Consider the following 15246-nt stretch of genomic DNA (forward strand, 5'->3'; position numbering starts at 1 on the left):
ATCGTCCTTGCCTGTTCTAAAAGTCTATTATAGTACTATTTTGATTCAGTTAAATACGTCACCGGTTTGTTTACCGCAACTTTCGTACCACCAAAATGTTCATCAACATATGCTTTTACTGCTGGCGTATGATACAACGCACCCACTTTTTGCAGGACTGGATCGTTTTGACGGTCTGCTGCAACAGCTAATACGTTGACATTCATTTTTGTGCTTTGATCGATTGGCTCATAGTAAATCGCATCTTTCAATACGTTTAAACCACCTTCCATTGCCAGGGTATTGCCCAGCACAATCGCATCAACTTCATCTTTTACACGTACTGCAGTCGCCATTTGAATTGGCTTAATCACGATTTGTTTTGCATTTTCGGTCACATCAGAAGTTGTACCTTTGACATTGTCAAAACCAGCTTTTAATTTAACTAGGCCTGCTGATTGTAAAAGTAATAATGCACGTGATTCGTTTGCGCCGTCGTTAGGAATAGCAATGGTTGCACCAGTTTTAAACTCGTTTAAAGATTTCACTTTGCTTGAGTAAATACCCATTGGCTCTAAATAAGTGGTAGATAGAGGTACAATTTTGGCTGTGTTGGCATCGTTGTAAGCCACCATATAGGCATAAGACTGGAATGCATTCACATCAATTTCTTTGTTGGCTACTGCCGTGTTCATTGACACATAGTCAGTAAAATTTTTCACATCAAGTTTGATACCGGCTGCTTTGGTTTCAGGCAGGGTCGCGATATAACGCCATATGTCTGCATCTGAACCGGTCGAAGCCATAGTTACAGTTTGAAGACCATTAGCATCTTTGCTTTGCGCTGCATCAGTGGCAGGCGCTTCTTGTTTACCACACCCAGTTAAAGTCAATACAGAGGCACTTAAGATAACGCCAAGTAACTTTTTCATGAAATTGTCCTAATTCTATTCTTGCCTAAAGTATAAGCATTTTTAAATCGTGTTAAATAAGAGTTTTATTACGATCTAAGTAGGTAGCTTGATCATTGCTGAGGAGGGCTTGAGATCGGAAGATGCAAGCGTGCAGCAACAGTTCTGGTGAACTTGATCAAGTCAGAGGCAGCCCAAATCTGATGTACTTGATCTATTTTGGAGAGAGAAAATAGATATTTTATAAGTACATGCCAAGGTTTATGTGCTCTGAAGTTGCGGATATCATAGCAATAAATCTATATTCGATATACTGGATAAAAAAGCCTTGCTTATCTCTTTAGTCGAATATAAAAAAAGATCTTTTAAAGAAAATATTAATTAAAACAATATATTATTTATATTGAAAATATAGTTTTAATGGGTGTGTTTAAATAGTGATCTTTATAAGATTTTGTAAGATATAAATATAAAAAATGCATATAGATAAAGATAAAAAATATCTGATTATTGGGAAAGTAAGAAAATTCTATCATTAACGTAATAAATCTTTCCTTTATATTAATTAAGCCAGTCAGTATCTGATCTTGGTTCCTCAGGTCATGATATTGCAAGCTTGTTTTAACAAAAGGGAATATACAGATAATCCGAACGCTGTTTTTCATAAAGTACGTGTCTACACAAGACATGATCGGCAGGTACAAGCGGATGATCAAACTCTCCCACTTTTTCTAAGCCAATGTTTTGCATGACACGTTCTGATGGCGTGTTGATGCAGGCAGTAAAAGAAATGACTTTTTCAAGTCGTAGAGTTCTAAAGGCATATTTGAGTACCGCTTTGGCTCCTTCAGTCGCATAGCCTTGATTCCAGTATTGCGGTAGCAAGCGCCAGCCAATTTCAGGGGCATCGGCAATTTTAAGCTCAGGTGGATGCACGTGTAAGCCAATAAAACCGATGAATTCGCCTGTGGCTTTGAGTTCTACGGCAAAGAGTCCCCATCCACGTGTTTCTATGGCAGTACGAATACGTTCAAGAAATGCAGTTGCTTCAGTCGCATCGATTTTTTTAGGGAAGTAGCGCATGACCTCGTCATCTGCACACATTTGGATAAATGGCGCAGTCTCGGAGTCTTGCCATTGGCGCAGGATCAGGCGAGGGGTTTGAAGGTGAATAGTCATTAGGTATCTTAATTTGGTTACGATTTTTTAGTTTCGTTTAGGGATTTGCTCTTTAAACTCATTAAACTGTTTCGTTTTATAGTCCAAAGATATTATATCCTCGACTACGTCTAAAAATGTTTTTACCATTTCCTCTTCAGGTCTAAAGCCTCTATGGTTAGAAGCATTTCCACCCTCAATAATCGTATTTAATATTTCATATTGTGTCTTACTAATATGTTTGTCCTCTAACATTTTTTTGAGCTTTCTTTCAAATCCTCCTATATCGCCTACTTTTTTTACTAAGTATCTATCTATTAGAGTTCGAATTCCTGAAAGAGCTAAAATAAATAATCCTTTTTCGTAGGCTGAAATGACTTCAAAAAAGAGCAACAGATCATCTTTAGGTAGATCGAAAGACCATTTTTTTTCATGCAATAATGATTTGTTGAATCTGGGAAAACTCGTACTTGATATCTAATAAGATTCGCATTTCCCTAAGTTCTCTAAATCAGATTTTATTGAAGCCCATTTTTGGCTAGTGTTCTCATCAATATCTTTTACATGAAATGAGTCTAAATGTAATGATGGCGCATTACATTTTTGACATTGGGTGAACTGGTAGGCATCAATGCTGTAAGTCCATAGTGAGGTTGCTTGATCAGTCGTTATATTTTTTGAAAAACCTTCGATAACTCTTGGGTGGATTGTTAAATTCAATCTATTTTGTGGAGTATCGTGCTTACATTCCCAGCAATATTTCCAAATATACATATATTCAACTTCTTATTTTAGTGATGTGCAAAAGAGTAAATTATTTATAGGCGTATGAATAGTTCTGTGGATTGTATAAGCAAATAAAAAAACCCCGAAAGAATCGGGGTTTTTTATACTTAAATAAAATTAAGCATTTTCACGAGCAATCGCACGGTAACCAATGTCTTTACGATATTGAACGCCGTCGAACGTTACTTTTTGGCAAAGTTCTAAAGCTTTTGCTTGTGCTTCACCAATGGTATTACCCAGTGCAGTCACGCAAAGTACACGACCACCAGCAGTGACGATATCGCCATTTTCATTGGCTTTAGTACCTGCATGGAACACTCTCGCATCAGTCATTTCAGTGTCTAAACCTGAAATTACATCACCATTGCTTGAAGTTTCTGGGTAACCTTTCGACGCTAAAACGATACCAACAGTCTTGCGCTCATCCCATTCAGCTTCAGCAGGTAAGTTGCCTGCAATGCCTGCTTCAACGAGATCCACCAAAGATGATTTTAAACGCATCATGATTGGCTGAGTTTCAGGATCACCAAAACGACAGTTAAACTCAATTACTTTTGGTTGACCTTGTTCGTCAATCATCAAACCAGCGTATAAGAAACCTGTATAAACATGCCCGTCTTTTTTCATACCTTCAACGGTAGGACGCATCACTTCATTCATGGTTTTTTCAAATACGTCAGCAGTCACAACAGGCGCAGGAGAGTAAGCACCCATACCGCCAGTGTTTGGACCTTGGTCACCTTCAAAAATACGCTTATGGTCTTGAGATGTTGCCATTGGCAAGATGTTGTCGCCATCAATCATACAAATGAAAGATGCTTCTTCACCTGCAAGGAATTCTTCGATCACAACACGAGAACCTGCATCACCAAATTTATTGCCTGCAAGCATGTCATCAATCGCATCAAATGCTTCTTGATTGGTCATCGCAACGATTACGCCTTTACCCGCAGCAAGACCGTCAGCCTTGATCACAATTGGCGCGCCATTTTTCTCAACAAATGCTTTAGCCGCATCTACTTCAGTAAATACGTCATAGAAAGCAGTTGGAATGTTGTGACGTTTTAAGAAGTGCTTTGCAAATGCTTTAGAGCCTTCAAGCTGTGCAGCAAATTGAGTAGGACCCCAAATTTTTACACCTGCTTCACGGCAAGCATCAACCACACCATTCACAAGTGGGGCTTCTGGGCCCACGATAATTAAATCAATTGCATTGTTTTTTGCGAAATCGATAATCGCAGCATTGTCTAAAATGCTTAAATTTACGTTTTCACATTTATTTTCAGTGGCTGTACCTGCGTTGCCCGGAGCAACAAAGACTTTAGCGACTTTATCGTCTTGTGCGATTTTCCATGCCAATGCATGTTCACGACCGCCATTACCCAAAACTAAAACGTTCATCTTTTATAATCCTGTTTAAAAGAAATCCCCACATCTCCAAAAGGAGAATCCCATTTTTGCAGTACTTGACGTACAAAACCCTCCTTAGAAAAGGAGGGCTAGGGAGGATTCAAAAAATTAAATGAATCTTCATGTGTCTATTAATGACGGAAGTGACGCATACCAGTGAACACCATTGCAATACCAGCTTCGTCAGCCGCAGCAATCGTTTCTTCATCACGCATAGAACCACCCGGTTGGATAATGCATTTGATGCCTGCTTTCGCAGCGTTATCAATACCATCACGGAATGGGAAGAATGCGTCAGATGCCATAACTGCACCTTCAACCACTAGACCCGCGTGTTCAGCTTTGATCGCAGCAATACGAGCAGAGTTTACACGGCTCATTTGACCTGCGCCCACACCAATGGTTTGACGGTTTTTAGCATAAACAATCGCGTTAGACTTTACGTATTTCGCCACTTTCCAAGCGAAGATCATGTCATCGATTTCTTGTTCAGTCGGCGCACGTTTAGTCACAACTTTAAGATCATCTTTCGTGATCATGCCCAAGTCTTGGTCTTGAACCAGTAAACCACCGTTTACACGTTTGTAGTCCAGTTGCGATTGACGCGCATCGATTGCTGGAAGTTCGCCACATACAAGTACACGTACGTTTTTCTTCGCGCCCGTTACTTCAAGAACGCCTTCAGCAACGCTCGGTGCAATGATCACTTCAACGAATTGACGATCTACAATCGCTTGTGCAGTTGCAACGTCTAATTCACGGTTGAATGCAATGATGCCACCGAAAGCAGATTCAGGATCTGTTGCATACGCAAGATCATAAGCTGCTTGAATACCGTCTAAAGATACTGCAACGCCACATGGGTTAGCATGTTTAACGATCACACAAGCAGGCTTCGCAAATGATTTCACACATTCAAGTGCTGCATCAGTATCTGCGATGTTGTTATAAGAGAGTTCTTTACCTTGAAGCTGTTTCGCTGTTGAAACAGAAGCTTCAGTCGCTGTGTCTTCTACATAGAATGCAGCAGCTTGATGCGGGTTCTCACCGTAACGAAGGTCTTGAACTTTGTTCAATTGAGTATTGAAAGTACGTGCAAATTTGTCTGCCTGACCTTCTTCTTTACCTACGCGAGCGCCTAAGTAAGATGCGATCATGCCGTCATATTGAGCAGTATGTTCAAATGCTTTTACTGCTAGGTCAAAACGAGTTGCATGAGATAAAGCACCCTCAGCTTTAAGCTCAGCCACAACAGTTGCATAGTCAGAAGCATTTACGATGATACCGACTGATGCATGGTTTTTTGCCGCAGCACGAACCATGGTAGGACCACCGATGTCGATGTTTTCGATAGCATCAGCAAGTGAACAGTTTGGTTTGGCTACCGTTGCAGCAAATGGATAAAGGTTTACAACGACTAAATCAATAGCATCAATGTTGTGTTCAGCCATCACAGCTTCGTCTAGACCACGACGAGCCAGGATACCCCCATGAATTTTTGGATGTAGTGTTTTTACACGGCCGTCCATCATCTCTGGAAAACCTGTATGCTCCGAAACTTCAACTACGGCCACATTATTGTCTTTCAACAATTTGTAGGTACCACCTGTAGATAAAATTTCTACCCCTAGAGCAGCAAGTTCTTGTGCAAATTCAACAATACCAGTCTTGTCAGACACAGAGATTAAAGCGCGTTTAATAGTCATGATCTTCGTCACAGTTTTCAAGGAACAGAATAAAACAAAATCAGCAATTTACAGGTTAAAAAAAATGCCTGCGGAAGCCGCAAGCATTTTATCATTTATTCACTCATTAAACCGTGAGCTTTTAACTTTTTACGTAAAGTACCACGGTTGAGTCCGAGAATCTCGGCAGCACGTGTTTGGTTACCACGTGTATATTCTAGAACTACAGATAGAAGAGGTTTCTCCATTTCTGCTAGCACCATGTCGTATACCTGAGATGGTTGCTCGCCCTGCAGTTGTGCAAAATAGTGGCGAACTGCGCGATCTACGTGGATACGTAAAGCAACATCAGATTGTGCAGTAAAAATAGGAGATTTGCTATTCATGCGAATTAATCCGAAAAACAAATATCACTTGGGTAAAGTGATATATAAAAGTGGTCTAGAAATTGAAATGAACTCCATTTTAGATCCTAAAACGGAAGTTCTAAAACTTAGTCATTACATTGAGCCTGTAGCTTGACACATCTCTGCGATTTGGTCGAAAAATAAGCGTAACAATAGTTAAAGTTTTGTTACTGACCAAAATCAAAACAAAAAAATCTGCACGATACGCAATAAATTTTATAGCGCATTAGGCAAGACTGTATTTGTTGTGAAAAAGTCGCGAGGAGTTGCAGCACATAGCTTTCGTGGCGCGTATCATACCATTGTCTAAGCAAAAGTGAGCAAGAAAACTGCATTTTTTTTAACTTTTTTTAATTTTTTAATGCTTTCTCAGCAGATTAGGGGCGAATTATTTCCAAAGTATAGCGATCAAAGCTTTTACGATCGACTGGAAGCTTAAATTTGAATTTAAACGGGCTGTTTTTCGGAATGCGCTGAATATTGACTAAACTTTCAATCAGGTACTCTTCGGAGGACAGGTTATAAGTTGCAATCACTTCACCGCGATGTTCCAGATTGATTCTTAAAATCGGTAAGGCCAGGCTACGGTCATGAAAATTGATCAGCTCACCGCTAAACTCAGCTTCATTATTACCGGTTGCCTTGATTTTGACTTTATTGGCCTGAATCAGTGTGTAGTATTTTTCCAGATTGGAACAATTAAACACTTCACAGGCAGTGTTAAAGGCCAGGCTCATAACGTGACTGTTTTTGATGTATTGCGGATTGAACCAGAAGAATTGAAACATCAGCAGGCTGAACAGTGACAGATTGAGTAAACTCCAGCCTATATAGTACATTGGCCCGCGTTTAGTCTGTTTTTCTGCCTGATCTTCCCAATTCATGCTCGGCAGGACTGAAATCGGCTCGGTACTGAAATAATTCAGGTTATTTAAATAGGTTTCCAGGTCAATATTGGAATGTTCAACTTTTTGATCAAAAATCTGTAGCAGGCTATGACGATGGTGCTGCTGATCCGTGTGATAAACACCTGAGTTATTTTGAGCATTAGTTTTGCTGAATTCGCTGGAGTTTGATTGAGCGTGAGACATTGAGGCAGTGACCGAATTCCGGGTTTCGGTCACCAAATGCGATAAGGCATTAAATGAGGTGGTACATTTAGGACAGCAAACCATTCCCTGCGCAACGGTGAGTTGAGCAACTGTGACCTTATAGGTGGTGGAACAGGTAGGGCAATGGGTTCTTTTGTCACTCATGGATTATTTATAGGCTCATTCGTTCTTATGGCGTTTACCCGAGATACGGCACCAGTGCTCGTCTCGTTTTTCTACCTCTAATATATCAAAATAATTTGAGTAAATGCTAGTAACATCAGCAACTTGCTCTTCAATCACTCCGGCAAGTGCGAACTGTCCCTCAGATTTGATTAAAGTTGCGAACTCAGGAGCCAGCATCATCAGTGGTGCTGCCAGAATATTGGCAACAAATACGTCAGCTTTGGTATTGCCGAGCTCATCTCTAAATTCTTCTGGCAGTCCGACATAAAGTTTGTCCAGTACGCCATTCAGTTCAGCGTTTTGCTGAGTCGCCAGTACAGCTTGTGGGTCGATATCAGTAGCATATGCTTTTTTCGCACCTAATAGCAGTGCAGCTACCGCGAGAATGCCTGAGCCACAGCCATAATCGATGACAATTTTATCTTTCACATTAATTTTGCCGAGCCATTGTAAGCACAGGAAAGTTGAAGCGTGGTTGCCTGTTCCGAAAGCCAGACCTGGATCAAGCTTGATGTTTACCGCATCGGCATCAGGTGCTTCCATCCACTCCGGTACGATCCAGTATTTATCAGCAATCTGAATAGGCTCATAGGCATCCATCCAGGTACGTTCCCAAGCCTGATCTTCAATCAGTTCATGACGAATCGGAGCATCTGGCATTTGTGTACGAATAAAGGTTTCTAGTGCGGCAACATCGATTTCTTCGCCTTCTTCCTGCGCATAAATACCGGTCACAATCACTTTATTCCAAAGTGGCGTTTCACCTGGAAGTGGTTCCAGCAAATCCTGGTTTTCAGCATCATCCAAAGTCACACTCACTGCGCCTAGCGAGCTGAGTAATGTCTCAGTAAAATCAACCTGAGCCTGTTCAACCGTAATATGAATTTGTAACCACTTCACAGAAATAACCTTTATACATTTTTCAAAAAGCTATTGTAACGGAAGTTCAGACTCAACGCTGCTATCTTCTTGATCCATTCCCAAAATAAAAAGGATGCCTGAGGCATCCTTTGAACAGTTCCAGAGCTTATCTAATCCAGATTCGTTAAAGGTGTTTGCGCCGGGAGTGGTGCAAGCCGGTTCAACAGACTGCCAAAAATTGCAGCAAAGATATACATAAAGATAGAATAAACCGCGGCTGGCATCGCCACAGCAGCACTGCCAATCACGGTCAGGGCAATGGTCATGGCGAGGGTGCTGTTATGAATGCCAATTTCAAATGCACTGGCACGGGCTTGAGCGCTATTAATATTCAGTAGTCGCGGAATCAGATAACCAATACTCAGGCTCAGGATGCAGAACAAGGCAGTCGCCAGACCCACCTGGGTCAAGTATTCACCGATATTGCTGCGCTCTTTGATGAGTGTGGCAATAATAATCAGCACCAAAAAGCCAATCGAAAAAATCCGCAGCGGCCGATTCAGTTTTGCTGTCACGCCTGGTGCATAGCGCCGAATCAACATGCCAATTCCCACCGGAATCAGGATGATCGCAAAGACTTGCAGAATCTTGCCGAATTGCAGGCCAACTTGCTGGCTATCCTGCATAAAATGCATGATCGAAAAATTAATAATTAAAGGTAAGGTAATTGCTGCGATGACTGAGTTGATAGCAGTCAAAGTGATATTGAGGGCTAAGTCACCTTTAAACAGGTAGCTAAACAGGTTGGCCGTTGCACCCCCGGGCGAAGCCGCCAGGAGCATCAACCCGACCGAGAGCAATGGGGTTAAAGCGAATAGTTTGCAAAGCAAAAAGGCAATGCCAACCAGAACAACCAGTTGGCAGAACAATGCTATAAATACGGCTTTGGGGTGGCGAGTGACACGGCTAAAGTCCCGAGGCGTCAGTTCAAGGCCCAGTCCCATCATGATGATTGCAAGTGCCAGCGGCAGTAATATCGTTATAAGGCCAGAATCCATCTGTATGCTCCTTGTCGAAAATTGTTTTAATACTTCTGATTTTCTTTAGAAAAGCATACAGCCTTATAGCAGAATCAGCCAAATAAATTACAAATCTGATAAACGACTTTTATTGCTATACACCACTTGCTGGCGACTAATCAGCACACCGAAAATAGTGGCGAAACTGTACATGAAAATTGTATAAATGCCTGCAGGAATAGCCATCGTGACATTATTTAAGACCGATATCGCAATCGTCAGCGCAATGGCAGTGTTATGAATGCCAATTTCAAAGGTACAGGCGCGTGCCATTTTCTCTGGAATACCCATGAGTAAAGGAATGCAATAGCCAATAAACAGGCTGGAAAAACATAAAATCGCAGTTGCTGCACCAATATTGGCAAAGTATTCGACCAAATTCGAACGTTCTCTGAAAATGGCGAATATGAATAGGATGGTTAGAAAACCGATAGAGAGTAAGCGCATGGGCCTGCTGACAGTAATTGACAGGTTTGGAAATTTGGCCCGAAGCAGCATACCCATGATCACGGGAATCAAGGTAATTAAAAAGACCTGCATAATCTTTTCAACTGGAAAAGTCACGTTTGAGTCATGACTCATAAAGTAGTGTAAGGACAGATTGATAATAAAGGGCAGGGTAAAAATAGAGATGATGGTATTAATGGCGGTTAGAGTAATATTCAGTGCCACATCACCTTTATATATGTAGCTAAATAGGTTCGCGGTTGGGCCACCAGGTGAGGCGGCTAGCAACATCAGACCTACAGCAAGCAAAGCGGGCAAGTCCAAAATCAGACAAATAAAAAAAGCAACGCTGGGTAATAGGACTAACTGCGCAAATAAAGTAATAAAAATGACTTTAGGATAGCGACTTAAGCGCAGGAAATCTTTGATAGTGAGTTCTAGCCCCAGCCCCATCATCATAATTGCCAATGTAATTGGCAAAAAAACGCTAAAAAACCCCGAATCCATGAATTTGCCTTTTTATTATACATTTATAGGTATATTTCCAGTTTAGCCTAGATGAATAAATAAGCAATAAAAAACGGGCAAAATGCAGTCACTTTGCCCGTCAAAGCTTTTACTTGAAATCTAAACTATTTAGATATATATCGGCTACATACCTGGCTGGCCTTGCATTGGTGAATCAGGCTGTGCTGGCTGGTTCATCTGATGCTGCATAGGCTGGTTTTGCATATGTGGCTGCATCGGTTGGCTTTGCATCTGAGATTGTCCCTGAGGGCGTGGTGGCATAAAGCCTAATGCACATTTACCTTTGACTTCGGCACCATTGATGGTAGCAGTAGTCGCACCACTGTTGCCGCTACAGGTACTCATGAGTTCGGCTTCATCGCCTTTGATTGAAGCATTTTTGGATGAAGCGAAAAATTGTGGCTCACAGGTACCATTCCAGATAATGCCGCGATAGGCAAAACTGACTTGTGCACCTTGGGATTTGCCTTTACAAACCTGTTGGTACTTTTGTGCATTATAAATGGTTTCGACCTTATCATTCGCTGATGCAGCAAATGGCGCAAAACATAAACCACATAGAACGGTTGAGAGGAAAATATTCTTATTCATCTTTTATACCTTTGTTTGTAATGTAACCAACATATAGATTAAAAAATGCGCGAGATTAAACAATGCAAATCGAGTAAATTTCTCAGCTTATATGTTTAATTTATATAGTTCCTCTGCAAAGTTAAATTACAGTGCTTTATTGTTATGCGAGTTAAGTGCGATTTATCTCAGGATAAATTCAACTGAATTTGTCTACTTTAGAGTGAAATTTGCTATAATGCTCAGCTATTCTTTTTTATCTCTCAATTACCACTATGCATTATCCTAAAGTATACGATGTCATTGTTATCGGTGGCGGTCACGCCGGTACGGAAGCGGCTCTGGCTGCAGCGCGTATGGGTCGACAGACTTTACTCTTAACTCATAACATTGAGACTTTAGGGCAGATGAGCTGTAACCCGGCCATCGGTGGTATTGGTAAATCGCATTTGGTGCGTGAAATTGATGCCTTGGGCGGTGCGATGGCACTGGCTGCCGATAAAGGCGGTATTCAATTCCGTATTTTGAACTCGCGTAAAGGTGCTGCAGTACGTGCAACACGTGCGCAGGCGGACCGTGTACGTTATAAAGCGGCTATTCGCGAAACATTAGAAAACCAAGCAAACCTTGATATTTTTCAGCAAGCCGCAGATGACCTGATTGTTGAAGGCGATACCGTTAAAGGTGTGGTTACCCAAATGGGTATCCGTTTTGATGCGAAAACTGTGGTGCTGACAGCAGGTACATTCTTAGGTGGTGTCATCCACGTTGGTCTGGAGAAATCTAGCGGTGGTCGTGCTGGTGATCCGCCATCTATTTCACTTGCACATCGTTTGCGTGAATTAAACTTGCCAGTAGGTCGTTTAAAAACAGGTACACCACCACGTATTGACGCGCGTTCAGTGGATTTCTCTGTGATGACACCACAGCCGGGTGATTTCCCATCTCCGACCATGTCATTCATGGGGGATGTGTCTATGCATCCTGAGCAGGTAAATTGCTATATCACGCATACCAATGAACGCACGCATGAAATCATTCGTGGCGGTTTAGACCGTTCACCGATGTACACGGGTGTGATCGAAGGTGTTGGACCACGTTATTGCCCATCGATTGAAGATAAGATTCACCGTTTTGCCGATAAAGATTCTCACCAAGTCTTCTTGGAGCCTGAAGGCTTGGATACACATGAGCTTTATCCAAATGGTATTTCGACTTCTTTACCGTTCGACGTTCAGTTTGAACTGGTTCGCTCGATCCGTGGTATGGAAAATGCGCACATTCTTCGTCCGGGCTATGCCATTGAATACGATTACTTCAACCCACAAGCGTTGAAATTTACCCTTGAAACCAAAGCAATTAATAACTTGTATTTCGCCGGTCAAATCAACGGCACAACCGGTTATGAAGAAGCGGGTGCGCAGGGTTTGCTTGCAGGCTTGAACGCTGCACGCCGTGCTTGGGATCAGGAGCAATGGACGCCAAAACGTGATGAAGCATACATGGGTGTTCTGGTCGATGACCTGATCACATTAGGTACCAAAGAACCATACCGTATGTTCACCTCACGTGCCGAATACCGTTTGATGCTGCGTGAAGATAACGCAGATCAGCGTTTAACAGCCATTGGTCGTGAAATGGGTCTGGTGGATGACGCGCGTTGGGCAGTGTACTGTGAGAAAATGGAAGCAGTGGAAAAAGAAACAGGCCGTTTGCAACACTTGTGGGCCGCACCAAATAACCCAATGGGTAAGAAATTCGTTGAGATGACCGGTGCAGACCTGTCTAAAGAATGTTCGGCGATTGATTTGTTGAAACGTCCAAACATTTCATTTGCTCAAATTGCAGAGTTAACCAATTCTGAAGTATCACCATTTGTCGGTGAGCAAATTGAAATTGCAGTGAAATATGCGGGTTATATTAATCGTCAGCATGAAGACGTCGCACAAATGAAACGTCTTGAAGAAACCCGTATTCCTGCGGATTTCGATTATGACATCGTGTCAGGTCTGTCCCGTGAAATTACCCTGAAACTGAAAGATGTTCGTCCTGAAACATTGGCGCAAGCCAGCCGTATTCCGGGTGTAACGCCTGCAGCAGTTCAACTGGTGATGATTACAATTCGTAAGAATGCACAAGCAAAGAAATCTGCTTAAGATTTTGCGCTAAAAAAGCCCGCGTTAAGCGGGCTTTTTATCGGCTTGTAGTTTTGTATAAGTTTTGACTATCGTTGAATTAAAAATAACTACAATTAAATTAAGTCTTTGATAAATATATATAATAAATATTATTAAGATGTGTTAAGTCTATAAATACAATCTTTTAGGTCTAATTTGGAGGGTATTTACACATGCTGATGTGCTTAAACCCGACTATTGTCGTGCTATTTCTCTATTAAGATTAGGTTAAGAATAATGCAACGGATCGTCAGACTATTAAACGGTTTGTGAATTATTGATAGAGATCAGTCATGGCACAGTCATACAGCGAAAAAGCCCAAAAAATATTAACGATATTCTTATGTTTCTGGGTCGCATTTTTTGAAGGTTTTGACCTTCAAGCTCCCGGGATTGCGGCGAAAGGAATTGCAGCAAGCTTTGCTTTAGATCAAATCCAAATGGGCTATGTATTTAGTCTGGGTGTCTTTGGAATGCTGTTTGGCGCATTCTTTGGCGGACGTATTGCAGATTATCTAGGACAAAAGAAAGTCCTAATGCTTTCTGTGACTATTTTTGGTCTGTTCATGTCGTTGACTGCAATTGCGCCAAGCATCGAAGTTTTATATGCAGCGCGTTTCTTTACTGGTTTGGGTTTAGGTGCGGCAATGCCAACCATGATTTCAGTCGTCGGTGATGAAGCAACGGAAGCCAACCGTGGCAAGCTAAATAGTCTGATGTATTGTGGTTTGCCGGTAGGGGCGATCTTTGTTGCCGGTCTGGCCATGTTGCTTCCGGAGATTCAATGGCAAACCTTGTTCCTGATTGGGGGATTAACGCCTTTAGCACTGATTCCATTGATGGCATTTATTCTTAAAGATAAGCCTAAAGTGAATGCGGAAGTACCGGTTTCTGGCGAAGCTGTGCCGGGAATGGCTGAGGTGTTGTTCAAGCAGCGACAGTATAAAAATACAGTGCCTCTTTGGGTTGGCTTCTTTTTTACCTTGATGATCAATTATATTTTGATTAGCTGGTTGCCAAATTTACTTATGGAACAAGGTTTGCAGAAACAGCAGGCATTTTTGGTGATGTTGGTGTTCCAGGTGGGCGCTGTCATTGGAACCCTAAGCCTGGGTTATTTACTGGACCGTTTAAAGCTCTGGCAAATGGCGACTATCATTTATAGTGGCTTGTTTGTTGCCTTGGTATTGTTATTCACCACAACTTCTATTCCGTTATTAATTTTGGCGGGAGTCATGGGTGGTATTTTCTCTACAGGTGGTCAATCTATTCTGTATGGGATCTCACCAATTTTTTATTCAGGCGCAGGCAAAGTGACAGGCGTGGGGAGTGCGATCTCTCTAGGGCGTTTAGGAGCGATGACTGGACCATTATTAACTGGAAAAATTCTGGCATTAGGTTTGGGAACGACGGGCATTCTTGTGGCAAGTTTGCCAGCAGTGGTCGTATCGGTAGCTGTCACCGCACTATCACGTTATAAGGCTACTCATAAGTAATAGATTATTGATATCTCAATACAGAAAAGGGAATCTGAAGATTCCCTTTTTTATCGTCGAGACTTTTAATTGAATAAAGTCAGTCCATAAAATTTGCTAAAATATACGAATAGCAAACAGATTGATTTTTATATGGCTTATCAACTTATTCCACTCTCGATTCAGGCCACCGATAATATTGCTTGTCCGCATTGTCAGCACAACGTGATTGATTGGGCAGAAGAGCAATATGTGCAACCTTGTGAACATACCCTGTTTATTGCCATGGATATTGGCTTTGAATATATGACCGATGAATTCGAGCACAGCATGCCGCGTTCTGTAGATGATCTGCATGCCAATGATGATCAGGTGAATATGCTGGATGAAATCACCCAAGCGACTTATTCAAATTATCTGATATATAAGTCTGATCTGGGCATAGATGGGTATTTCCGCTATGTAGGTTTTACTGCATAAATCATCATTAATAAAA

Annotated in this window: 14 protein-coding genes; 3 read left to right on the forward strand and 11 right to left on the reverse strand. The window is 41.7% G+C overall.

Annotated elements, in window-relative coordinates; translation table 11 throughout:
* Window positions 1-35: 35 nt before the first annotated feature.
* The 11 genes from FTV42_RS09295 to FTV42_RS09345 form a co-directional block, all read right to left on the reverse strand.
* Window positions 36-911 carry a MetQ/NlpA family ABC transporter substrate-binding protein gene (locus tag FTV42_RS09295; protein ID WP_180038574.1) on the reverse strand — a complete coding sequence of 292 codons (876 nt, stop codon included), beginning with the start codon at window positions 909-911 and terminating at the stop codon, window positions 36-38.
* 600 nt (window positions 912-1511) lie between these two features.
* A complete protein-coding gene (locus FTV42_RS09300; protein WP_180038575.1) occupies window positions 1512-2069 on the reverse strand; it encodes a GNAT family N-acetyltransferase in 558 nt (185 codons plus the stop codon).
* 27 nt (window positions 2070-2096) lie between these two features.
* Complete coding sequence (locus FTV42_RS17560) at window positions 2097-2486, reverse strand: DUF4145 domain-containing protein (RefSeq protein ID WP_005263082.1); 390 nt, start codon at window positions 2484-2486, stop codon at window positions 2097-2099.
* 465 nt (window positions 2487-2951) lie between these two features.
* Window positions 2952-4235, reverse strand: a complete 1284-nt coding sequence (gene purD / locus FTV42_RS09310) for a phosphoribosylamine--glycine ligase (RefSeq protein ID WP_180038576.1) — start codon at window positions 4233-4235, stop codon at window positions 2952-2954.
* 140 nt (window positions 4236-4375) lie between these two features.
* A complete protein-coding gene (gene purH, locus FTV42_RS09315; protein ID WP_004646700.1) occupies window positions 4376-5950 on the reverse strand; it encodes a bifunctional phosphoribosylaminoimidazolecarboxamide formyltransferase/IMP cyclohydrolase in 1575 nt (524 codons plus the stop codon).
* 95 nt (window positions 5951-6045) lie between these two features.
* Entirely contained in the window at window positions 6046-6315 is a 270-nt protein-coding gene (gene fis, locus FTV42_RS09320; protein WP_001086304.1) for a DNA-binding transcriptional regulator Fis, read from the reverse strand.
* A 398-nt stretch (window positions 6316-6713) separates the two neighbouring features.
* Window positions 6714-7592 (reverse strand): DUF3426 domain-containing protein, encoded by an 879-nt coding sequence (locus tag FTV42_RS09325; protein WP_180038577.1) that lies wholly within the window; start codon window positions 7590-7592, stop codon window positions 6714-6716.
* Window positions 7593-7607: 15 nt separating this feature from the next.
* Window positions 7608-8513 (reverse strand): 50S ribosomal protein L11 methyltransferase, encoded by a 906-nt coding sequence (prmA, locus tag FTV42_RS09330; protein ID WP_005266631.1) that lies wholly within the window; start codon window positions 8511-8513, stop codon window positions 7608-7610.
* Window positions 8514-8644: 131 nt separating this feature from the next.
* Window positions 8645-9532 (reverse strand): bile acid:sodium symporter family protein, encoded by an 888-nt coding sequence (locus FTV42_RS09335; RefSeq protein ID WP_071852166.1) that lies wholly within the window; start codon window positions 9530-9532, stop codon window positions 8645-8647.
* An 87-nt stretch (window positions 9533-9619) separates the two neighbouring features.
* The gene (locus FTV42_RS09340; RefSeq protein WP_180038578.1) at window positions 9620-10507 is read right to left on the reverse strand and encodes a bile acid:sodium symporter family protein; all 888 of its coding nucleotides are present in this window, start codon (window positions 10505-10507) and stop codon (window positions 9620-9622) included.
* Window positions 10508-10651: 144 nt separating this feature from the next.
* Window positions 10652-11119, reverse strand: a complete 468-nt coding sequence (locus tag FTV42_RS09345) for a hypothetical protein (RefSeq protein WP_004279893.1) — start codon at window positions 11117-11119, stop codon at window positions 10652-10654.
* Window positions 11120-11373: 254 nt separating this feature from the next.
* On the opposite strand from FTV42_RS09345, the gene mnmG reads away from it, so the two are divergent.
* The 3 genes from mnmG (at window position 11374) to FTV42_RS09360 (ending at window position 15230) form a co-directional block, all read left to right on the forward strand.
* Window positions 11374-13254, forward strand: coding sequence for a tRNA uridine-5-carboxymethylaminomethyl(34) synthesis enzyme MnmG (gene mnmG / locus FTV42_RS09350; RefSeq protein WP_004279892.1), 1881 nt, complete (start codon window positions 11374-11376; stop codon window positions 13252-13254).
* Between the two features lie 314 nt (window positions 13255-13568).
* Entirely contained in the window at window positions 13569-14771 is a 1203-nt protein-coding gene (gene mhpT / locus FTV42_RS09355) for a 3-(3-hydroxy-phenyl)propionate transporter MhpT (RefSeq protein WP_180038579.1), read from the forward strand.
* A gap of 132 nt (window positions 14772-14903) precedes the next feature.
* On the forward strand, window positions 14904-15230 hold the full coding sequence (locus FTV42_RS09360) for a hypothetical protein (protein WP_004279890.1): 327 nt from the start codon (window positions 14904-14906) through the stop codon (window positions 15228-15230).
* Window positions 15231-15246 lie beyond the last annotated feature (16 nt).

Source organism: Acinetobacter sp. YH16052 (assembly GCF_013417155.1).
In the GTDB taxonomy this organism is placed as follows: domain Bacteria; phylum Pseudomonadota; class Gammaproteobacteria; order Pseudomonadales; family Moraxellaceae; genus Acinetobacter.